The sequence below is a fragment of the Symbioplanes lichenis genome, from assembly GCF_030709675.1.
Classification (GTDB): Bacteria; Actinomycetota; Actinomycetes; order Mycobacteriales; family Micromonosporaceae; genus Actinoplanes; species Actinoplanes lichenis.
The window spans coordinates 357072-376031 of the sequence record NZ_JAUZQD010000007.1; the positions used below are offsets into that span (position 1 = coordinate 357072).

The 18960-nt window shown below is 71.8% G+C and carries 20 protein-coding genes; 14 read left to right on the plus strand and 6 right to left on the minus strand.

All coding sequences use genetic code 11. From position 1 onward, the window contains the following. Positions 1-6: 6 nt before the first annotated feature. Positions 7-1107: a glutamate 5-kinase gene (proB, locus tag RAN62_RS19225; protein ID WP_305786068.1), complete on the minus strand. Its 1101-nt coding sequence runs from the start codon at positions 1105-1107 to the stop codon at positions 7-9. A 61-nt stretch (positions 1108-1168) separates the two neighbouring features. Here proB and RAN62_RS19230 point away from each other — a divergent pair, with 61 nt between their 5' ends. Further along, positions 1169-1459, plus strand: a complete 291-nt coding sequence (locus RAN62_RS19230) for an MGMT family protein (protein ID WP_305786069.1) — start codon at positions 1169-1171, stop codon at positions 1457-1459. On the opposite strand, the gene RAN62_RS19235 is transcribed toward RAN62_RS19230, so the two are convergent. Next, a complete protein-coding gene (locus tag RAN62_RS19235) occupies positions 1452-2096 on the minus strand; it encodes a TetR/AcrR family transcriptional regulator (protein WP_305786070.1) in 645 nt (214 codons plus the stop codon). The two genes, RAN62_RS19230 and RAN62_RS19235, sit on opposite strands and share 8 nt — an antisense overlap. 75 nt (positions 2097-2171) lie before the next feature. On the opposite strand from RAN62_RS19235, the gene RAN62_RS19240 reads away from it, so the two are divergent. The 3 genes from RAN62_RS19240 to RAN62_RS19250 are packed head-to-tail and all read left to right on the plus strand — an operon-like array spanning position 2172 to position 4800. Continuing rightward, complete coding sequence (locus RAN62_RS19240) at positions 2172-3119, plus strand: NAD-dependent epimerase/dehydratase family protein (RefSeq protein ID WP_305786071.1); 948 nt, start codon at positions 2172-2174, stop codon at positions 3117-3119. Beyond that, positions 3116-3910 carry a hypothetical protein gene (locus tag RAN62_RS19245; RefSeq protein ID WP_305786072.1) on the plus strand — a complete coding sequence of 265 codons (795 nt, stop codon included), beginning with the start codon at positions 3116-3118 and terminating at the stop codon, positions 3908-3910. Before RAN62_RS19240 ends, RAN62_RS19245 begins: the two co-directional genes overlap by 4 nt. A gap of 17 nt (positions 3911-3927) precedes the next feature. Then, positions 3928-4800 carry a DUF3037 domain-containing protein gene (locus RAN62_RS19250; RefSeq protein ID WP_305786073.1) on the plus strand — a complete coding sequence of 291 codons (873 nt, stop codon included), beginning with the start codon at positions 3928-3930 and terminating at the stop codon, positions 4798-4800. Between the two features lie 4 nt (positions 4801-4804). Here RAN62_RS19250 and RAN62_RS19255 read toward each other — a convergent pair whose 3' ends face one another. Continuing rightward, complete coding sequence (locus RAN62_RS19255; protein ID WP_305786074.1) at positions 4805-6220, minus strand: gamma-glutamyltransferase; 1416 nt, start codon at positions 6218-6220, stop codon at positions 4805-4807. A gap of 60 nt (positions 6221-6280) precedes the next feature. On the opposite strand from RAN62_RS19255, the gene RAN62_RS19260 reads away from it, so the two are divergent. Both RAN62_RS19260 and RAN62_RS19265 read left to right on the plus strand, forming a co-directional pair. Beyond that, positions 6281-6859, plus strand: a complete 579-nt coding sequence (locus RAN62_RS19260) for an NADH-quinone oxidoreductase subunit B (RefSeq protein ID WP_305786075.1) — start codon at positions 6281-6283, stop codon at positions 6857-6859. Positions 6860-6887: 28 nt separating this feature from the next. After that, positions 6888-8192: a DUF2252 domain-containing protein gene (locus RAN62_RS19265; RefSeq protein WP_305786076.1), complete on the plus strand. Its 1305-nt coding sequence runs from the start codon at positions 6888-6890 to the stop codon at positions 8190-8192. A gap of 1 nt (position 8193) precedes the next feature. On the opposite strand, the gene RAN62_RS19270 is transcribed toward RAN62_RS19265, so the two are convergent. Then, complete coding sequence (locus RAN62_RS19270; RefSeq protein WP_305786077.1) at positions 8194-9156, minus strand: hypothetical protein; 963 nt, start codon at positions 9154-9156, stop codon at positions 8194-8196. After that, the gene (locus tag RAN62_RS19275) at positions 9149-9643 is read right to left on the minus strand and encodes an RNA polymerase sigma factor (RefSeq protein WP_305786078.1); all 495 of its coding nucleotides are present in this window, start codon (positions 9641-9643) and stop codon (positions 9149-9151) included. The genes RAN62_RS19270 and RAN62_RS19275 overlap by 8 nt, the downstream gene beginning before the upstream one ends. Positions 9644-9920: 277 nt before the next feature. On the opposite strand from RAN62_RS19275, the gene RAN62_RS19280 reads away from it, so the two are divergent. Beyond that, on the plus strand, positions 9921-10748 hold the full coding sequence (locus RAN62_RS19280; RefSeq protein WP_305786079.1) for an NADH-quinone oxidoreductase subunit C: 828 nt from the start codon (positions 9921-9923) through the stop codon (positions 10746-10748). Next, positions 10748-11707, plus strand: coding sequence for a complex I subunit 1/NuoH family protein (locus RAN62_RS19285; protein WP_305786080.1), 960 nt, complete (start codon positions 10748-10750; stop codon positions 11705-11707). Before RAN62_RS19280 ends, RAN62_RS19285 begins: the two co-directional genes overlap by 1 nt. A 238-nt stretch (positions 11708-11945) precedes the next feature. Here the strand turns inward: RAN62_RS19285 and RAN62_RS19290 are convergent, their stop codons facing one another. Then, complete coding sequence (locus RAN62_RS19290; protein WP_305786081.1) at positions 11946-12374, minus strand: hypothetical protein; 429 nt, start codon at positions 12372-12374, stop codon at positions 11946-11948. A 322-nt stretch (positions 12375-12696) separates the two neighbouring features. Here RAN62_RS19290 and RAN62_RS19295 point away from each other — a divergent pair, with 322 nt between their 5' ends. Genes RAN62_RS19295 through RAN62_RS19320 form a run of 6 tightly spaced genes read left to right on the plus strand, consistent with a single transcriptional unit; the run spans position 12697 to position 18955 of the window. Next, a complete protein-coding gene (locus tag RAN62_RS19295; protein WP_305786082.1) occupies positions 12697-13320 on the plus strand; it encodes a NuoI/complex I 23 kDa subunit family protein in 624 nt (207 codons plus the stop codon). Beyond that, the gene (locus RAN62_RS19300; protein WP_305786083.1) at positions 13317-13844 is read left to right on the plus strand and encodes an NADH-quinone oxidoreductase subunit J family protein; all 528 of its coding nucleotides are present in this window, start codon (positions 13317-13319) and stop codon (positions 13842-13844) included. The genes RAN62_RS19295 and RAN62_RS19300 overlap by 4 nt, the downstream gene beginning before the upstream one ends. After that, a complete protein-coding gene (nuoK, locus tag RAN62_RS19305) occupies positions 13844-14179 on the plus strand; it encodes an NADH-quinone oxidoreductase subunit NuoK (protein ID WP_305786084.1) in 336 nt (111 codons plus the stop codon). The genes RAN62_RS19300 and nuoK overlap by 1 nt, the downstream gene beginning before the upstream one ends. Beyond that, a complete protein-coding gene (locus RAN62_RS19310) occupies positions 14176-16038 on the plus strand; it encodes an NADH-quinone oxidoreductase subunit 5 family protein (protein WP_305786085.1) in 1863 nt (620 codons plus the stop codon). Before nuoK ends, RAN62_RS19310 begins: the two co-directional genes overlap by 4 nt. Then, complete coding sequence (locus RAN62_RS19315; RefSeq protein WP_305786086.1) at positions 16035-17540, plus strand: complex I subunit 4 family protein; 1506 nt, start codon at positions 16035-16037, stop codon at positions 17538-17540. Before RAN62_RS19310 ends, RAN62_RS19315 begins: the two co-directional genes overlap by 4 nt. Beyond that, a complete protein-coding gene (locus RAN62_RS19320; RefSeq protein WP_305786087.1) occupies positions 17537-18955 on the plus strand; it encodes an NADH-quinone oxidoreductase subunit N in 1419 nt (472 codons plus the stop codon). Before RAN62_RS19315 ends, RAN62_RS19320 begins: the two co-directional genes overlap by 4 nt. Positions 18956-18960: the final 5 nt, after the last annotated feature.

The window sequence follows — 18960 nt, forward strand, 5'->3', positions numbered from 1 at the left end:
ACGTCGTCAGAGCAGAACCATGTCGTCGCGGTGGACGACCTCACGTTCGTAGCCGGGGCCCAGCTCCGAGGTGGAATGGCCGAGCAGCGCGGGGAGCTCCACGGCGTCGTAGTTGACCAGCCCGCGCGCCACCGGTGTCTCCGAGGCGGCGTCGATCAGATCGACCGGGTCACCCGCCGCGAACGAGCCGTCCACCGCGGTGATGCCCGCCGGCAGCAGCGACTTGCGCCGGACGACCACCGCGGCGACCGCCCCGGGATCCAGGTGCAGGCGCCCGCGCGGCGTCGTGGCGTGCGCCAGCCAGAACAGTCGGGCGGTGGGCCGGTGCTCCGCGGCGTGGAACAGCGTGCCGACCTCGTCACCGGTCAGCGCGGGCCCGGCCATCGGCGCGGCGGTCAGCACGACCGGGATGCCGAAGCCGGTCGCGATCCGAGCGGCCTCCACCTTCGTGACCATCCCGCCGGTCCCGACCCCGGCCCGCCCGGCGGACCCGATCGCGATGCCTTCGAGATCGGATTCCGTACGCACATCAGTGATCTTTTTCGACGCCGCAGCGGCCGGATCGCCGGTGTAGAGCGCGTCCACATCCGACAGCAGCACCAGCAGCTCGGCCTGCACCAGCGCGGCCACCAGCGCGGCGAGCCGGTCGTTGTCCCCGAAGCGGATCTCCTCGGTCGCCACCGTGTCGTTCTCGTTGACGATCGGCACGGCGCCCAGGTCGAGCAGCTTGCGCAGCGTGCGATGGGCGTTGCGGTAGTGCGCGCGCCGGGTCACGTCGTCGGCGGTGAGCAGCACCTGCCCGACGGTCAGCCCGTGCCGCGCGAACCCGGCCGTGTAGCGCCCGATCAGCAGGCCCTGCCCCACCGAGGCCGCCGCCTGCTGAGTGGCCAGGTCGGCCGGGCGCCGGCGCAGCCGCAGCGGGGCCAGCCCGGCCGCGATGGCACCGCTGGAGACCAGCACCACCTCGCGCCCGTCGGCGGCCAGCTTGCCGAGGACGTCGACCAGCGCGTCGACACGCAGGTCGTCGATGCCGCCCGCGGCCGTGGTCAGCGAGGACGACCCCACCTTCACCACGATCCGGCGCGCGCCGGTCACCTCATCTCGCACCCGGCCCATTCTCCTCGCCGGGGCGGGCGGAGCCGACTTCCGATCCCATATGGTGGCGATGATGACCCCGCAGGAGTACGTCGAAGAGGTCCTCAGGCTCGTCGAGAGCATCCCCGAGGGCAAAGTCATGTCCTACGGCGCCGTGGCGGACGCCCTGGCCGAGCGCTCCGGACGCAACTCCTCGCGCCTGATCGGTGCCATCATGGCCCGCCACGGCGGCGGCGTCCCGTGGCACCGGGTGGTCAACAGCGCCGGTCGGCTCCCGCCCGGTCACGAGCAGGAGGCGCGGGCGCGGTTGCTCAGCGAGGGCGTCCCCTTCCGCGGCGACCACGTCGACATGCGTCTCATGTAAGACCCACCCACCTGGCGGCGCCCCGCATCTGGAATTCGAAGAAGTCGCGGCGGGCCTCGACCGTGTCCTGCAGCTGGCCGAAGAGCTCCGCGCTGATCGCGCCGCAACAGTGCAGCCAGGCGCCCATCGCACGCCCTACCACCTGCGGAGCTGTGCCCGGCGCGAAGCCGTCGGCCACGGCTTGCAGCTCGTCGGCCAGCGGGCCGGTGACGGGCTCGCCCTCGGCGACCTCGGCGGCGGCGACGATCCGGGCCAGCGCGAGGATGACCCGGGCCGCCGCCGGAACGGTGTCGCGCGGCGCCCGATAGCCCGGGACCGGGCTGCCGTAGATCAGCGCCCACTCGTGCGGGTGAGCCAGGGCCCACTCGCGAATGGCGTGACAGACGGCGAGCCACTCCCGGGGGGCGGCCTCGGCGGCGTCGCCCAGGGACCCGTACGCGTCGATGATCAGCGCCGTCAGCAGCTCGTCGCGGCTGGCGAAGTAGCGGTAGACGGCCGACGACGCCATGCCCAGGTCCCGCGCGACCGCCCGCAGCGACAGGTTCGCGCCGTCAGTGCTCAGGTGGCGGCGCGCCACGGCCTTGATCTCGTCCGTCATCTCGGCCCGGACCCGCGCCCGCAGCGAAGCAGCCTTCATGCCGCCAGTGTGCCACTTGCTTTCTCATTGGCTCGGTGCTCTCATGAGAGAGCACTGCTCACAAAGGAGAACGGCATGGACGTCATCCTCGGTGCCGGGCCGGTCGGAACAGCCGTGGCCCAGCAGCTCATCGCCCAAGACCGGCACGTGCGTGTCATCACCCGCAGCGGCTCCGGCCCGGCGTCGGCCGACCGGGTCGCAGCCGACGTCGCCGACCAGGACCGCCTGATCACCCTCACCCGCGGCTCCGACGTCATCTACAACTGCGTCAACCCGCCCTACACGGCGTGGCCGAAAGCCTGGCCGCCCATGTCGGCCGCCATGATCGCCGCGGCCCGCGCGCACGACGCGGTCCTCGCGATCACCGCACCCGTCTACGCGTACGGATCCCAGCCCGGCGGCCACATGACCGAGCACACCCCACTGGCCGCCGTAGGCCGCAAGGGCCGGATCCGCCGCGCGATGTGGGAGGACGCCCGGGCCGCCGGCATCCGCACGGTCGAAGTCCGCGGCGCCGACTACCTCGGGGCCCGCACCACCGGCGTCTTCTCGGCCGTCCTCGCTCCGGCCGTCGCCAAGGGCCGCACCGCCTGGATGCCGGCCGACCTCGACGCCCCGCACTCCTGGACCTACGCGGGCGACATGGCCACCGCCCTCGTCACCCTGGCCCGCGACGACCGCTCCTGGGGCAACGCCTGGCACGCGCCCACCCACACCGGCCTGAGCATCCGCGACCTGGCCGGCCACTTCTTCGCCGTCACCGGCGCCCCCGAGGTCCCGCTGCGCCGCATGCCCCGCTGGATGATGCGCCGCGCCGGCCTGCTCGTCCCGATGGCCCGCGAGCTGGCCGAGATGGACTACCAGTTCTACGGCCCGTTCCTCCTCGACACGACGGAGACGGACCGGGTCTTCGGCCTGCCGCGCACCGACCTCGACACCGTCCTCCGCGAGGAAGCCGCCAGCCTCAAAGGAGGTAACGCGGTTGACGAGCGCCTAGATGTCACTGGCATCATGGAGCCATGACCGATGGCCTCGCGGAATCGACCTGGCGCGGCTTGGTGGCCGGTGCGCGTGAGAGTGCCGACGTCATTGACTTGCGGATGGCGCTGCAGCCCTCCCATCAGGGATTGGCGGGTTCTTTCCTGGGGCTCGGGAGCGATCTGCGGCGCTGGTGGGTAAAGCCTGCCGGGCAGAACGAGGACATGGACTATGCCCTCGTAACGGAGTTTGTCGTGGGTCGGGCCGGGAGCTTGATCGGCGCACCGACCTGCGAGAATGCAATCATCAGCATCGGCTCGGAGTGGGCAGGCTGGGATTTCGCGCCGGGGCGGACTCTGGTGGCGGGGCTCGGCCACGGGACCGTCGAGGTCGAGGCGGCGATCGAGGAACGTCCGTTGCTGAGGCATCGTGATGAGGACGACAATCAACTTCGCCACGCCGGCGTCTTCGCCCTGCACGACTGGTGCTGGGGCTCGGACCAGCAGTGGCTGCACTCAACAACCAATCAGAACAGCATCTACAGCCACGATCATGGGTTCTTCTTTCCTCCGAGCGGCTGGCGATGGGAGGCGGAAGAGCTGCGCCGCCGGGTCGACGAACCACACGTCCTTCGCCAGCCGGCTGACGGGCTGCTCGCAAAAGATCTGCAGGCGATCGCCGATCAGCTCGACAATGTGAATCGGATGTCCCTGGCGCGGATCTTGCGGCAGGTCCCACGCAGCTGGCCCGTTCTGGACAGCGAGTTGGAGACACTGGGTTGGTTCATGGAGCGCAGAGCAGGAGCCGTCGCGGGCCGCTTGCGTGACTTGATCTGATCTTGAGAGGAGGCGAGATGAGATACCTGTACAGCGTTGTTCGGTTCGTGCCGAGCCCAGCCACCGGTGAATACGTCAATATCGGTGCGATTGCCGGCAGCGACGAGACGGGCGACTGGAGCCTGCGGCAGGCGGGCAATCCGCGCCGGGCTCGCCTCTTCGGCCCGTTGGAGAGCCTCAACGCGGTCAACGCCTTCATGAATGAGATCGGGAGCCGCATCGATCGTCATGCCCTGATGCAGAGCGACGAGGTGTCCGAGGGCTGGCTCCGAGATCTTCACCGGCGTCATCGCAATGTCGTGCAATTGAGCCGTCCGGCACCGGTCATCGCCGAGTCGGCGGAGGAGGCCCTGGAGCTGGTCCTCTCCCAGGCGATACCCGAGGACCAGGGGCTGGGCGCCACGGCGCGTGGCTACACGACAAGGCTGCGTCTGTTTTCGGAGCTGCGTGCCAGTTACCGGCGGGTGAACATTCCTCCGAGTCTCCTGCGCGAGCGGATCTCCGTCTCGGCCGGCGGTCTGAGCGCGCCGATGGACTTCGTGGTGGGCAACGGAACCGCCCTTCAGTTGACCCATACGTGGTCGTTTCAGATCCAATCGACTGATGAGGTCGCCAAGGACGTCAAATCCTGGGGGTTCACGGTCGAGCGGCTCCTCAGGCACGGCGGCACCGTCGCCGGGGAGAACTCACCTGTCGTTCCCCCGGGCGCCCACATCGATGTTGTTGTCGCGCCACCGCTGACGCTGCCCCAGGAAGCCGCCTACGAAGAGGCCACCAAGGTCTTCGACGACCTGGGAGTTCACGCAGTCCCCGAGACCAGGGCCGCCGACGTGGCGAGCGAAGCACGGGACCGCCTGCTGGCCGATGGCATCGCGCTGGACCTTTTCTGACTCGTCAGAGCAGAAGGCCGACGCCGCCGCGGCGGGGGTCGCCGGCGGCGCCGCCTGCGCCGACGGCGGTGACGCCGCCGAAGTAGTGGTTGAGGGCGGGCCACTGCTTGACGTGCCAGCCCGCGGCGGCCAGGGCGGCCAGTTCGTCGCGGGGGATGCCCGGCTCGGCGTGGGCGGTGTCGTCGACGACGTGGAAGCGGGCGCGGGCGGTTGCCGACGGGAGGTCGAGGCCGTCGAGCAGGACGCCGAGGAGGGTGTGGACGAGGGCGGTGCGGATGCGGGAGGCGCCCGCGGAGCCGGCCGCCACGACCAGGTTGCCGGACTGGTCGCGGACGACGAGGGGGCACATGTTGGAGGACATGCGGCGGCCCGGGGCGAGGTCGTCGGTGAGGAGTTCGCCCTCGCCGAGCATGGAGTTGAAGTTGATGCCGAGGCCGGGGAGCCAGACCCCGGCGCCCAGGCCCATGGTGGTGGTGACCACGCAGGCGTTGCCGTCCGCGTCGACGACCGAGACGTTGGTGGTGTCGCCGATCTTCTGGCGGCCGCGGTCGCGGAGAGCGGCGGCGAGGGCCACGGCGCGGTCCGGGCGCGGCAGCTCGGGAAGCCCTGCGGGCAGGGCGGCGATCGTGTCCACGGTGCGGTTGAGGTCGTGGCGGGCCAGGACGCGCCACGAGGCCAGTGGCGCCTCGTCGACCGGGGTCTCCAGCACGCGGTAGGACGCCAGGTCCTCCGGCCCGATCGAACCACCCGCCGCCCGTACGGTGTCCACCGTCAGCCCCGCGTAAGCGCCCGTGTAGAACAGCTCCGGCCCCTGATCGGCGAAGGCCGCCAGCGCGTTCGCCAGCCCGGGGTGGAACAGCCGCTCCCCGGCTCGCAACAGCCGCCCACCCGGCGCGTAGACCGCGGCGCCCTCGCCCCACGCCAGCGCCGGCGCCAGGGGCTCCAGGGTCAGCGCGTGCGCGGCGGGCAGGGCGACACCCTCAGCCGCCAGCTCGTACGCCGGCCGCACCACCTCGTGCCACGGCAAGCGCCCCCATCGGCTGTGCAGCTCGGCGCACCCCTTGGGCACTCCGGGCACGGCGATGCTGGCGCCCCCGATCGCGTACACCTGGGGAACTCCGCCGAAGAACACGTCGACCGACGTCATGGGGCCGGCCGCGCGGTCGCCGTCCGTGCCCGGCACCGAGACGAAGAAGTCCAGACAGGTGACCTCGCCCGTCGCCGCGTCCAGCCACGTCGCGAAGCCGCCGCCGCCCAGTCCCGTGTAGACGGTCTCGGCGACACAGGTGGCCAGCACCGCGGCGACGGCGGCGTCGGCGGCCGTCCCGCCGGCGCGCAGGATCCGCAGGCCCGCCTCGGCTGTGGCCGGGTGGCTCGCCGCGACCCCGGCGGCGACCGGGCCGTCCTGGAAGAGCTCCATCCGGGCAGCCTAAGGTGCGTCCGGCGGAAGACGGCGCCGCCGAGCCGGTAGGTTGGTGAGGTGGCCGGTCTGCCAGGTGTCCTCGGTGAGCCCATCAAGTTCGCGTTGAACTGGGGGCGCCGCTACTCGCTGTGGGTCTTCAACTTCGGGCTGGCCTGCTGCGCGATCGAGTTCATCGCGACCAGCATGGGCCGGCACGACTTCATGCGGCTGGGCGTGATCCCCTTCGCGCACGGCCCCCGGCAGGCCGATCTCATGGTCGTCTCGGGCACGGTCACCGACAAGATGGCCCCGGCGATCAAGCGCCTGTACGACCAGATGCCCGAGCCGAAGTACGTCATCTCGTTCGGCTCGTGCGCCAACTCCGGCGGCCCCTACTGGGACTCCTACTCGGTGACCAAGGGCGTCGACCAGCTCATCCCGGTCGACGTCTATGTGCCGGGGTGCCCGCCGCGGCCGGAGGCGCTGCTGCACGGCATCCTCAGCCTCCAGCAGAAGATCGCCGCCGAGCAGTCGGGCCCCGGCGGCGTGTCCCGGCCCGACCCGCTGGTCCCCGGCCCGCCGGACGCGGCCACCCGCCCCCGCGACGCCGCCTCCCTGACGGCTGGTGTCGTGAAACCTCCAGCTCAAACCCGGTAGTTGCGAAATACAGCTACGCTGGCGAGCTATGGGTGGTCAACCGCGGTCCGACTTCATCATCGACGTGCTCACCCGGGAGTTCGGCGAGCTCATGGCCGTCGACCCCGCGGCGTTCCGGCGCAAGTTCCGCAAGATGGCGGCCTCGCCGTTCGCGTTCTACCGCGGAAGCGCCTCGCTCTTCTACGCCGACCTGACCGGTGACTGGCGCGACGACCGGTTCCTCGACGAGCACACCAGCCGGGTGTGGATCCACGGCGACCTGCACGCCGAGAACTTCGGCACGTACATGAACTCGTCCGGCCAGCTCGTCTTCAACGTCAACGACTTCGACGAGGCGTACGTCGGGCCCTTCGTCTGGGATCTCAAGCGCTTCTGCGCCAGCGTCGCCCTCATCGGCTACAGCAAGGCGCTCTCCGACGACGTGATCACCTCGCTGGTCAGGACGTTCGCCGGCGCCTATCTGACCGAGCTGCGGGCGATCGCGCACGGCGGCGACGACGCGATCGGCTCGATCACCCTGGACAACGCCGACGGCGTGCTGCGCCGCGTGCTGCAGGAGGCGCGCCTCAGCACGCGCGTCGACCTGCTCGCGGGTCAGACCACCATCGACGAGTACGAGCGCCGCTTCTCCCTCGGCGACGGCGTCTACGACGTGGACGCCGCGACGGCCGAGCAGGTCACCGCCGCGTTCCACGCCTACCTCGACACGCTGCCCTCGCACGGTCACGGCGTGTCCACCGGCATCAAGGACATCAAGCTGCGCAAGGGCGTCGGCATCGGCTCGGCCGGCCTGCCCTCCTACAACCTGCTGCTCGAGGGGCACACCCAGGCGCTCGAGAACGACGTCATCATCTACATGAAGCAGGCCCAGGTGCCGGCCGTGGCGCGCTGGATCGACGACGAGCGCGTGGCGAACTACTTCCAGCACCAGGGCCACCGTACGGCCGAATCGCAGCGGGCCCTGCAGGCGCACGCCGACCCGTGGCTGGGTTACACCGAGCTCGCGGGCGTCGGACAGCTCGTCGCCGAGGTGTCCCCGTACGCCAACGATCTGGACTGGGCCGACGTCAACGAGCCGGACGAGCTCAAGGGCGTGATCGCCGACCTGGGCCGCGCGGTGGCCCGCATGCACTCGGTCGCCGACGACGAGTCGAGCCACGACCTGGTCGACTTCTCGACCGAGGAGGCCATCGCGGCGCAGGTCGACAAGGACGAGGCCGGTTTCGTGCAGGCGCTGGTCGACTTCGCGCACCGCTACGGCGACCAGGCCCGCGAGGACCATCAGGACTTCGTCGACCTGTTCCGCAACGGCCGCCTCCCCGGGCTCGACTGAGTCAGCCCGCGGGCTGCAGCGCGTAGGCGAATCCGGCCACATCGCGGGCTGCCGCATCCGGCGTGACGGTGACCCACAGCTGCCGGCCCGCCTTGTACTGGATCCGGTTGTGTGACGGATACGCCTGCGGGATCGCCTCCTCGGTGCACGAGATCTTCTCGTCGACCAGCTCGGCGCCGCTGCGCCCGCTCCCGGGGGCGTTGTCCGTCACGACCAGCGCGACGCTGCCGGGCCCGACGCAGGCCACCCGGAGGACGAACTCGCCGTCAGCGGTGGACTCCCACGGGCTGGCCAGCTGGATCAGCTCGGTGGTCATGGACTGGGCCGACAGACCTGCCCGCTCGAGAATGTCCCGGGCCGTGGCCGTGTTGGTCATCGTCAGGTCACTCGGCGTGAAGGTGTCGTCCGTGGCGGTGACGCGGGACAATGTCACCGCATAGTGCGCCGTCTCGGCCGATCCCGAGTCGCCCGCCAGTGTGACGACAATGTCCCCCGCGGCCGCCATGCGGAACTGCCACGACCGCGACGCCGGATCCGGGGCACAGACGACCGTCTGGCCGCCCAGATCGGTGCGGGTGCCGTCACCGGCGACGCGGACCGCCCGGACGTCCAGGGAACCGGTGCCCTCGCAGGCCGCCGTCACCGTGTAGTCACCGGCGGCGACCTTCGGGAACGACGGCTCGCTGTAGAGACCGACCAGCCCGGCGAGGGTCGTGCCGCCCGGGCGTTCGGCCGCGTCGACCGCGGCGCTCGCCCCCTCCCGGCCCGGGCCGGTCAGCCGGGGGATCGCGGTCACACCGGCGATGCCGAGCACCGCGAGCGCCGTCGTGGTCACGGCCACGACCCTTTTCCGCGTACGCCGCCGGCGCACCGTTTCCCGGGCGGAGTCCGCCCCGGGTGGGCGTACCCCCGGGATGGTCTCTGTCCGCAAGGCCGCGAACAGGTCGTCGAACTGATCAGACATCGCGCACCTCCGCGGTGGCCGGCTCGGGGCGCAACTGGGCGGCGAGCGCGGCCCGGGCCCGGTGCAGCCAGGACTTCACCGTGCCCTCGGCCACCCCCTCGCGGTCCGCGATCTCGGCCACCGTCATGTCGGCCAGATAGTGCAGCACCATCGCCCGGCGCTGCTTGTCGGGCAACGTGGCGAGCGCCGTGACCAGCGCCACCCGTTCGGGGCTGGGACCGTCGACGTGGTGGTCGTCCGCGCGCTGCCGGTGCAGGAAGGACAGTGCCGTCCGGGCGCGGCGCCACTTGCTGACGGCGAGGTTCCAGGCGACCCGGCGGACCCACGCGACCGGATCGTCGTACGCGGCCACTGCCGGCCACCGCGCGAGGGCACGGCAGAACGCCTCCTGGACCACGTCCTGCGCCTCCTGCCGGTCGCCGAAGTACGCGTACAGCTGCACGGTGAGGTCGGCATAGTGCGCGGCGTAGACCTCGTCGAAGGACACGGTGGTGGCACGTCTGATCGCTATCGCCTCCGATGTCACGGGCACTACACGTCCGGTCGGGGCACCGGGTTGCGGGGAAGAACTGTCTCATCCTCGCCCTAGGGGCGCGTCTGGCGGATCACGACGGCCTGCGGCGGGCCCAGCTTCCGCCTCGCTGCGCGGTGCGGGCGGCCCGATACAACACTGGTATCGGACCACCCACCCCACTTGCGACGCGAAACCTGGGCCTCGCCTCGGCGACGCCGTGATCCGCCAGACGCGCCCTAGGATGTCTGCCATGACTCCCGAAGAGGTCGGCGAGCGGATGGTCGCGCTGCTGACGGCGGACGATGCCGACGCGCCCGTGGACCCGTCCGAGCTCACCGCGGGCGTCTCCGGCGGCGGCGCGAGCTTCGCCCGGGCCGTGGTCGACGTGCCGGCCGCGCTCTGGTGGGCCGCCCTCGCCGTGGCGCAGGACCAGGGCGGGCTGGGCTGCGACTTCTTCGACTGGCTGTCGGCGGTCGACGAGCTCGACGAGGGCTTCGGCATCGTCGCCCACGTCTGGTCCAGCCGCCGCAAGCACGGCCTGCTCCTGCGCACCCGCGTCCCGCGTGACGCGCCGTCGGTCGAGTCGGTGGTCGACCTCTATCCGGGCGCGGCGTGGCACGAGCGCGAGACGCACGAGATGTTCGGCATCGCCTTCGAGCGCCACCCCGGCCTGCGGCCGCTGCTGCTGCCGCCGGGCTTCGAGGGCCATCCGCTGCGCAAGGAGTTCGTGCTCGCCTCCCGCGTCGCGAAGGCCTGGCCCGGGGCGAAGGAGCCGGGCGAGTCGGAGGCGGGCACGGCCAAGCGGGCTCCGATGCGGCCGCCGGGCGTCCCCGACCCGAACGACTGGGGGCCGCAGAAGGGGCAGGTCCCGCCGCCGCCGTCACGGCCGGCCCGGCGGGCTCCGGCCGAGCGGCCCGCGCGTCCTGGTGCCGCCGAGCGGCCCGCGCGGCCTGGCGCTGCTGACCGTCCCGCGCGGGCTGCGGGTGCTGATCGGCCCGCGCGTCCGGCTGATCCGCCCGCGGCGCCTGATGCCGATCCGCCCGCGGCGCCGCCGGCTGCTTCCGAGGGGGAGGGCTGATGCCGCTCTGGCTCGACCTGCTGATCCGGGTCGTCGCGGTGGTGGCCGGCTTCCTCGTGGTCCCGCTCGTCGTGGGCCAGATGGAGCACAAGGTCATGGCGCACATGCAGGGCCGGCTCGGTCCCATGTACGCGGGCGCCTTCCACGGGTGGGCGCAGCTCGTCGCCGACGGGCTGAAGTTCGTCCAGAAGGAGAACATCACCCCGCGCGACGCCGACAAACGGGTCTTCCATCTGGCGCCGGTCGTGGCGCTGTTCCCGTACCTCATCGTGCTCCTGGCCGTCCCGCTCGGACCCGGCGGCCTGGTCGCGCAGAGCTTGGACATCGGTCTGTTCTTCGTGCTCGCCGTGCTCGGCGTGGGCGTGGTCGCGGTGCTGATGTCGGCGTGGGCCTCGGCCAACAAATACAGCCTGCTCGGCGGTCTGCGCGGCGCGGCGCAGCTGCTCGGCTACGAGCTGCCGCTGGTGCTGTCGGCCGCGAGCGTCGCGATGGCGGCCGGCACGCTGAGCCTGCCCGGCATCGTCGAGGCGTGGCGGCCGTGGTGGCTGCTCTGGCAGGCGCCGGCCGCCCTGGTGTTCTTCGTCTCCGGGCTCGCCGAGATCCGCCGCCCGCCGTTCGACATGCCGATCGCCGACTCGGAGCTGGTCTTCGGCTACATGACCGAGTACACCGGGCTGCGCTTCGCGTTCTTCCTGCTCGCGGAGTATGTCGGCATCGTCGTGATCGCCGCGCTGACCACCGTGCTGTTCCTCGGGGGCTGGCACGGCCCGGCCGCCGACCAGCTCGGGTGGCTGTGGACGCTGGTCAAGGTGTTCGCGGTGGCGTTCGTCGTCATCTGGCTGCGGGTCAGCTATCCGCGGCTGCGCGAGGACCAGCTCCAGCGGCTGTGCTGGCTCGTCCTCGTGCCGGTCGCGCTCGGCCAGCTGATCCTCACCGCGGCGGTCAAGGTCGCCCTGTAGGGCTCGCGATCGGCGGGCGCCGCAGCACCGTCCGTCAGCTGCTCCAGCACACGAGCGACCTGCCCGATGAGACGAGCAGCCCTTCCCCTGACGCGGCCAACGGCCGGGCGCAGTTGCGGTGCGCCCGGCCGGTCGGTCTGGTCGCTCGTTCGATCGCTCGCCCGGTCGGGAACAGTTGCGGATGCGCCCGGCCGGTTCGATCGTCAGCCTGCTCGGTGGGGGTGAGCGACGGCTTCGATCAGGTCAGGAGCGTGACCGAGTAGTCCAGCGTGGTGCCGCTCGCGGTGTAGGTCGCGGTCTGGCCGTTCGCGCAGTAGGACACGAAGACGTTGCCGGCCACGTCGTCGCCCGCGGTGGCGTGGACGAGGGGCCGGACGTCGAGACCCTCGGCCAGCGGCGTCGAGGTCAGGTCGATGATGCGCCACTGGTTGATCGGGTAGGTGTCGGTCGCCGCGGAGAGCTGGCCGTCGCGGGTGGTGATCTGGAAGTTGAGGACGAAGCCGGCGTTGTTGACGACGGCCACCTTCTGCACGCACGGGGTCGCCAGCGTGGTGGGCGGCTCGGCGGCGGCAGCGGGCTGGGCGGTCGCCGCGAGCAGCCCGGCCAGCCCGGCGGCGGCCAGCGAAGCGGTCACGGCGGCCCGGATCCTGGGTGTCCGTACGGTCATGAGGAGTCCCTCCAATGTGGTTCGGGGTCGTTGTCGGGGCTCCCTGTTTCCGGACACCACCCCCCTAAACTGACGATCATCGTTATTTACCGAAATAACTGTGAAGCCCTCGAACAATTAAAATTCCGCACAAAGCTCTGGGAGCGCGCCGACCCCTTACCGCCCGCCCCGTGCCCGCTTCCGGCCCCCGCCCCTGTCTCTTCGCCCCGCTTCGTGTTCGAGCTTCTTCCCGCGCGGCACTCGTGCTCCGGGAGCGCCGTACGGCAGGATGTTCCGGGGGTGTTCTTACCTGTGGACCGGCGACCGGGCAGGATAAGCGCTTATGAGTGAGCATCCGGGTCGGCGCACGCCCGGCAAGGGGCTGGTGGACGGGCTCGCCGTCACGCTCAAGACGATGACCCGCCGGTCGGGGACGCAGCAGTACCCCGACGTGGAGCCCGATCTTCCGCCCCGGTCGCGAGGCGTGATCGCCCTCCTCGAGGAGAACTGCACCGTCTGCATGCTCTGCGCACGCGAGTGCCCGGACTGGTGCATCTACATCGACTCGCACAAGGAGGAGGTCGTCGTCCCCGGCGCGGCCCGGGCCCGGCAGCGCAACGTGCTGGACCGGTTCGACATCGACTTCTCGCTGTGCATGTACTGCGGGATCTGCATCGAGGTCTGCCCCTTCGACGCCCTGCACTGGACCCCCGAGTTCGAGTACGCCGAGACCGACGTCCTCGACCTCCTCCACGACAAGAACCGCCTCGGCGACTGGATGCAGACCGTCCCGCCGCCGCCGGCCCACGACGTCCTGGGCGAGCCCTCCAAGGAGGAGACGACCGCCGCCCGCAAGGCCGCCGGCCCCGGCGCCGCCACCCCGGCCAAGGTCGCCCGTCCCGCCGCCCGCCCGGCCGCCGCCCCGAAAGCCCCGGCTGAGGAGCCGGGCGAGGGGGCCGAGCGGTGACGGTCGCCGACGCGCTGCTGCTGGCGCTCGGGGCCGTCGCGGTCGGCTCGGGGGCGCTCGTCGTCACCAGCGCCCACCTGGTGCGGGCCGGCCTCTACCTGGTGGTGAGCCTCGGCGCCATGGCCGGCCTCTTCCTCGTGCTCGGCGCCGAGCTGGTCGCCTGGGTCCAGGTGCTCGTCTACGTGGGCGCCGTCGTGGTGCTGCTGCTCTTCGCGGTCATGCTGACCCGGGCGCCGATCGGGCCGTCGCGCGATCTCGACCGGCCGGCCTGGCCCGCGCTGATCATCGGCGGCGGCGTGGGGCTCGGGCTGGCGGTCCTCTTCGTGGCGGCGTTCCGGTGGACGGTCTTCGCCCTGCCCGAGCCGGGCACCGCCGAGCGGATGGGCGCGGAGATCTTCGGCTCCTGGGTGCTGCCCTTCGAGGTCCTTTCGATCCTCCTCCTCTCCGCCCTCGTCGGCGCAATCATCCTGTCCCGGCCTGACATCGGCGCAGCGGAGGAGAACAAGCAAGAGGAGGACGCCTGATGCACGCGGCCATCCCGTACGTCACCGCCGCCCTCCTCTTCGGCCTCGGCGTCTACGGCGTCCTCCGGCGGCGCAACGCCGTCCTCGTCCTCATGGCGGTCGAGCTCATGCTCAACGCGGTCAACCTGATCCTGGTCACCACGGACGCGACCCTCCCCGGCCATCGGGGCGGCGCCTCCGCCCTCTTCGTCATCGTCCTCGCGGCCGCCGAGGTGGGCGTCGGCCTGGCCATCGTGCTCCAGTACTACCGCCTCCGCGCCGGCGTGGTGGTCGACGACGTCACCCTGCACGAGCCCGAAAACGAAAACGAGCACGAAAACGAGAACGCCCGATGACCGCCGACGTCCTCACGCCGCTGCTCTCGGGCGTACCCCTGGTCCTGGGCTTGCTCGGTCTGCTTCTGACGAACAGAAGAACGGCCGCCACCCTCGGCATCGCCGGCGCCGCCATCGCCCTGGCGATCACTGTCCTCCTGCTGGCCCTCGTCGACGATCCGATCCGCGTCACCACCGACTGGGTAGCCTTCGGCGACTATCACGTAACCCTCGGCTACGGGCTCGGCCCCGCGGCCCTCTACGTCGCTCTCGCCGTCACGGTCGTCGCGCTCTGCGTCCAGGTCTACTCGGTCGCCTATCTGCACGACGACCAGCGCTACGCCCCGTACGCCGCCCAGGTCAGCCTGTTCACCGGCGCCATGCTCCTCGTGGTCTCCGCCAACGACCTGATCCTGCTGCTCATCGGCTGGGAGGTCATGGGCGCCTGCTCGTACCTGCTGATCGGCCACGACCGTCGCCTGCCCGAAGCCCCCGCCGCCGCTGTCAAGGCGTTCGTCGTCACCCGGGTCGGCGACGTCGGCTTCCTGCTCGGCATCGCGTGGCTGGGAGTGAGCCAGGGCACCTTCGAGATCGACAGGATCACCGAGGCGCCCACGGTCGCGCTGCTCCTGATCCTGGCCGGTGTCGCGGGCAAGAGCGCCCAGTTCCCCCTGCACACCTGGTTGCCCGACGCGATGGCCGGCCCGACGCCGATCTCCGCGCTCATCCACGCCGCCACGATGGTCGCGGCCGGGGTGTTCGTGGTGTTCCGGCTCTTCCCGCTGTTCGCCGGGTCGCCCGCCGCCCTGGCCGTACTCGGCGTGATGGCCGCGGTCACCCTTTTGCTCGGCGCGCTGACCGCGACCGCGCAGGACGACCTGAAACGCGTGCTGGCCTGGTCGACCGTCTCCCAGATCGGCTACATGACCGCCGCCCTGGCCGTCGGCTCGCCCGCCGCGGCGCTGTTCCACCTGCTCAGTCACGCGGCGTTCAAGGCGCTGCTGTTCCTGGCGGCCGGCGCGGTGATCCACGCCCTGGGCACCAACTCGCTCACGCACATGGGCGGGCTGCGGCGGCACATGCCGGTGACGTTCTGGTCGTTCGTGATCGGACTCGGCGCGCTGGCGGGCGTACCCCCGCTGTCGGGTTTCTGGTCCAAGGAGAACGTCTTGGTCGCCGCCGCGCACGCGATCGAGGGCGACGGCCCGGCGCCCGTGTGGGCCGGCTGGGTGGTCTACGTCGCCGCGCTGGCCGGCGTCGCGATCACCGCCTGGTACGCGACCCGCCTCCTGCTGCGTACCTTCTTCGGCCGCTCGCGGTCCGAGCAGTGGTCGGTCGGCTTCGACGACGCCCGCTACGACGTCCCGCCGGGCCCGCCGCACGATCCGCCGCGGGCCATGCGCTGGCCGCTGATCGTGCTCGCCGTGCCCGCGCTGCTCGCCGGGTTCGCGGCGTTCCTGCCGGCCTTCCGCGCGGCGCTCGAGCTCGAGTCCCCGCACCTCAGCGTGTCGATCGTGCTGCCGCTGCTGCTCACCGCGGTGGGCATCGCGAACGCCTGGTGGCTCTGGCACTCCGCCCCGGGCCACGATCCGGTGCGGGAGCTGGGTCGCGCGCGGCCGCTGCTCGCCGCAGGCTTCCGGATCGACCAACTGCAACACCTTCTGGTCGTACGCCCGACGCGCGCGCTCGCCACAGCAGTGTTACGCGTCGACGAACGGGTCGTCGACGCCGCCGTCGAAGGCACCGGAACCACGGCGACCCGGCTGGGCGCCGCGCTCGCCACGGTCCACCGGACGGCGCTGCCCCGGGCGGCTGTGGCCGTGTTCGCCGGCGTGCTCGTCCTCGGCGCCGTCGCCGCGATCGTGGGAGCCGCCGCATGACTCTCCTCCTGCAGATCCTGCTCGTCGCGGTGGTCGCGATTCCGGTCGCCGGGGCGGCCGTGGTCGCCCTGATGCCCGCGAGCCGGGACCGGGGCGCGCGCGTCGTCGCGACCGTCTTCGCCGCGGCGGGGCTCGTGGCGGCTCTTGTCCTGGTGCTCTGGCCCTACCTGCGGGGTGTCGGCGGCGATCCGACGCTGGGACCGTGGGCCGAGATCGACGCCGCCTGGGTGCCCGCGCTCGGTGTCGACTTCCATCTGGGTGTGGACGGCTTGTCCGCCCCGCTCGTGGTGCTGACCGCGTTGCTGACGCTGCTCTGTTGCGCGTACACGGTGTGGAAGGTGCCGGCGGGCGGCTCCGGGCGTACCCTCGCGGGTCTGCTCTTGATCTTGGAAGCCGGCATCCTCGGCACCTTCCTCGCGCTCGACCTGGTCTTGTTCTTCGTGTTCTTCGAGGTCGTGCTCCTGCCGATGTACGCCGTCATCGCCGGCTGGGGCGGCCCGGACCGCCGGCGCGCGGCGCGCAAGTTCGTGCTCTACACACTGTTCGGCTCGGTCCTGCTGCTGCTCGGCGTCTTCACCGTCGTCGTGGCGGCGGGCACGGGCGACATGCTCGCGCTGGCGGGTGGGTTCGGCCTGTCGCACACCACGCAGTACGTGGCCTTCGCGCTCTTCGCGGTCGCGTTCGCCGTCAAGGCGCCCCTCTGGCCCCTGCACTCGTGGCTGCCGGACGCGCACACCGAGGCGCCCACGGTCGGCAGTGTGATCCTCGCGGGCGTGCTGCTCAAGATGGGTACGTACGGGCTCATCCGGGTCGGCGTCGGCGTCGCGCCGGAGGGGGCGGTGTGGGCGTCCCCGGTGCTCGGCATCCTCGCCGTGGCGGCGATCCTCGTGGGGTCGCTCGTGTGCCTGCGGCAGACCGAACTCAAGCGCCTGATCGCGTACTCCAGCGTCAGCCACATGGGGTTCGTCCTGCTCGGCATCGCGACCCACACGGTGACCGGCCTGCAGGCGGCGCTGATCGGCAACATCGCGCACGGCGTCATCACGGGCCTGCTGTTCTTCCTGGCCGGCGCGATCAAGGACCGTACGCACACCGGCGCCCTCGCCGACCTCGGCGGCCTGCGCGAGACGGCGCCCCGGCTGGCCGGCCTGCTGGGCTTCGCGGCGATCGCCTCGCTGGGGCTGCCGGGGCTGGCGGGCTTCTGGGGCGAGGCGTTCGCCGTGGTCGCCGCCGTCGAGCGTGGCGGCGCACTGTGGACGACGCTCGCGGTGCTGGCCGCGCTCGGCGGCGCCCTGACGGCGGTCTACTTCCTGCGGCTGCTGCGCCGGGTCACGCACGGCCCGGCGAGCCCCGCGGTCACCGGAGTGCCGGCGATCTCCCGGCCGGAATGGTGGGCCTGGTCACCGCTCGTCCTGCTCGCGCTCGCCGTGGGCCTGGTGCCCGCGCTGGCGCTGACCGGCACCCTCGACCCGCTGGCCGCCCTGACCGGAGCGCTGCGATGACCCAGGCTGTCAACCACGTCGCCCTGCTGCCCCTGTACGCCGCCGCCGGCACAGCGATCCTGATCCTGCTCGCGGATCTCTTCCTCGGGCGGTTCCAGCTGGCCGCCGGGCTGCTCGGCGCGGCGGGGACGGCGGTGTGCGCGCTCGTGCCCCGCGACACCGGCACCTTCTGTACGGGTGACCTCTGCTCGTGGGTCGTCACTTCCCGGGCTGCCCTGCTGACACTCGTCTTCGCAGCTCTCACAGCCGGCGTGCTGGCACTGTCCGCCCCGGTGCTCCGCCAGGGGTACGCGCCGCCGGGGGAGTACCCGTTCCTGCTCGCCTGTTCGATGGCGGGGGGCGTCGTGGTGGCGTACGCGGGGGATCTGATCACTTTGATCGTCGGCCTGGAGACGCTGACCCTGCCGCTGTACGTGCTGGTCGGCCTGCGCCGAGGCCGCTCCCTGCTGGCCGGGGCGAGCGCCGCCGTCACGTTCTTCCTGATCAGCGTCATCTCCACCGCGGTCGCCCTGCTCGGCGCCGCCCTGCTCTACGCCGCGACCGGCGCCCTGCACCTGACCGCCCTCCACGACGCGACGGGACAGTTCGCAGCCTTGGGTACGGCCGGCGCCGCTCTGCTCGTCGTCGGCTTCGCCTTCAAGGTCGCCGCCGTGCCGTTGCACGCCTGGGCCCCCGCGACCTATGACGGGGCGCCGGTGCCGGTGGCCGCGTACCTGTCGACCGCGTCCAAGCTCGGCGGCGTGCTGGCCCTGGCCGCCGTCGTCCAGCGCCTGGACACCGGCCCGGTCGTCGCCGTCCTCGCCGTCCTCACCATGACCGTGGGCAACCTGGTCGCCCTCCGCCAGGAGCGCATGGTCCGCCTCCTCGCCTGGTCGTCCGTCGCCCAGGCCGGCTACATCCTGGCCCCCCTGGCCGCCGCCGGCGTCGAGGCAGCCCTCGCGTACGCCATCTTCTTCGTCCTGCTGGAATTCGTCGCCTTCGCGGCCGTGGCGGCTCTGCGCGGGCCCGGCGCCGACGGCGGAGCGCTGCTCGCCTACCGGGGCGCCGGCCGCCGCAACCCCTGGGTGGGCGCGGCCCTGGTCCTGGCCCTCGCCGGCCTCGCCGGTCTGCCCCCGGGCCTCGCCGGCCTCTTCGCCAAGGTCACCATCGTCGAGTCCCTGATCGCCGCCGGCTGGGGCTGGCTGGCCGGCGTGGTGGCGCTCAACGCGGTCATCGCCCTGGCCTACTACGTACGGGTGGCCGCCCTGCTCTACACGGTCCCGCAGTCGCCGGGCATCTCGGTCCTCGACCCGGCCCTGCTCCCCGCCCGCGCCCGGGTCCCCCTCGCCCTCACGACAACACTCCTGGTCGGGGCCGTGGTCGCCGTGCTGGCCGGTTTCGCCCCCCAGTCGATCTTCGACACCCTCGCCGGCTGATGCCG

Bases quoted from the DNA above. Each gene is read 5' to 3' on its own strand.
- RAN62_RS19230 (WP_305786069.1), top strand. From the start codon at position 1,169: ATGACCCCGCAGGAGTACGTCGAAGAGGTCCTCAGGCTCGTCGAGAGC.
- RAN62_RS19235 (WP_305786070.1), bottom strand. From the start codon at position 2,096: ATGAAGGCTGCTTCGCTGCGGGCGCGGGTCCGGGCCGAGATGACGGAC.
- RAN62_RS19240 (WP_305786071.1), top strand. From the start codon at position 2,172: ATGGACGTCATCCTCGGTGCCGGGCCGGTCGGAACAGCCGTGGCCCAG.
- RAN62_RS19245 (WP_305786072.1), top strand. From the start codon at position 3,116: ATGACCGATGGCCTCGCGGAATCGACCTGGCGCGGCTTGGTGGCCGGT.
- RAN62_RS19250 (WP_305786073.1), top strand. From the start codon at position 3,928: ATGAGATACCTGTACAGCGTTGTTCGGTTCGTGCCGAGCCCAGCCACC.
- RAN62_RS19255 (WP_305786074.1), bottom strand. From the start codon at position 6,220: ATGGAGCTCTTCCAGGACGGCCCGGTCGCCGCCGGGGTCGCGGCGAGC.
- RAN62_RS19265 (WP_305786076.1), top strand. From the start codon at position 6,888: ATGGGTGGTCAACCGCGGTCCGACTTCATCATCGACGTGCTCACCCGG.
- RAN62_RS19270 (WP_305786077.1), bottom strand. From the start codon at position 9,156: ATGTCTGATCAGTTCGACGACCTGTTCGCGGCCTTGCGGACAGAGACC.
- RAN62_RS19280 (WP_305786079.1), top strand. From the start codon at position 9,921: ATGACTCCCGAAGAGGTCGGCGAGCGGATGGTCGCGCTGCTGACGGCG.
- RAN62_RS19285 (WP_305786080.1), top strand. From the start codon at position 10,748: ATGCCGCTCTGGCTCGACCTGCTGATCCGGGTCGTCGCGGTGGTGGCC.
- RAN62_RS19290 (WP_305786081.1), bottom strand. From the start codon at position 12,374: ATGACCGTACGGACACCCAGGATCCGGGCCGCCGTGACCGCTTCGCTG.
- RAN62_RS19295 (WP_305786082.1), top strand. From the start codon at position 12,697: ATGAGTGAGCATCCGGGTCGGCGCACGCCCGGCAAGGGGCTGGTGGAC.
- nuoK (WP_305786084.1), top strand. From the start codon at position 13,844: ATGCACGCGGCCATCCCGTACGTCACCGCCGCCCTCCTCTTCGGCCTC.
- RAN62_RS19310 (WP_305786085.1), top strand. From the start codon at position 14,176: ATGACCGCCGACGTCCTCACGCCGCTGCTCTCGGGCGTACCCCTGGTC.
- RAN62_RS19315 (WP_305786086.1), top strand. From the start codon at position 16,035: ATGACTCTCCTCCTGCAGATCCTGCTCGTCGCGGTGGTCGCGATTCCG.
- RAN62_RS19320 (WP_305786087.1), top strand. From the start codon at position 17,537: ATGACCCAGGCTGTCAACCACGTCGCCCTGCTGCCCCTGTACGCCGCC.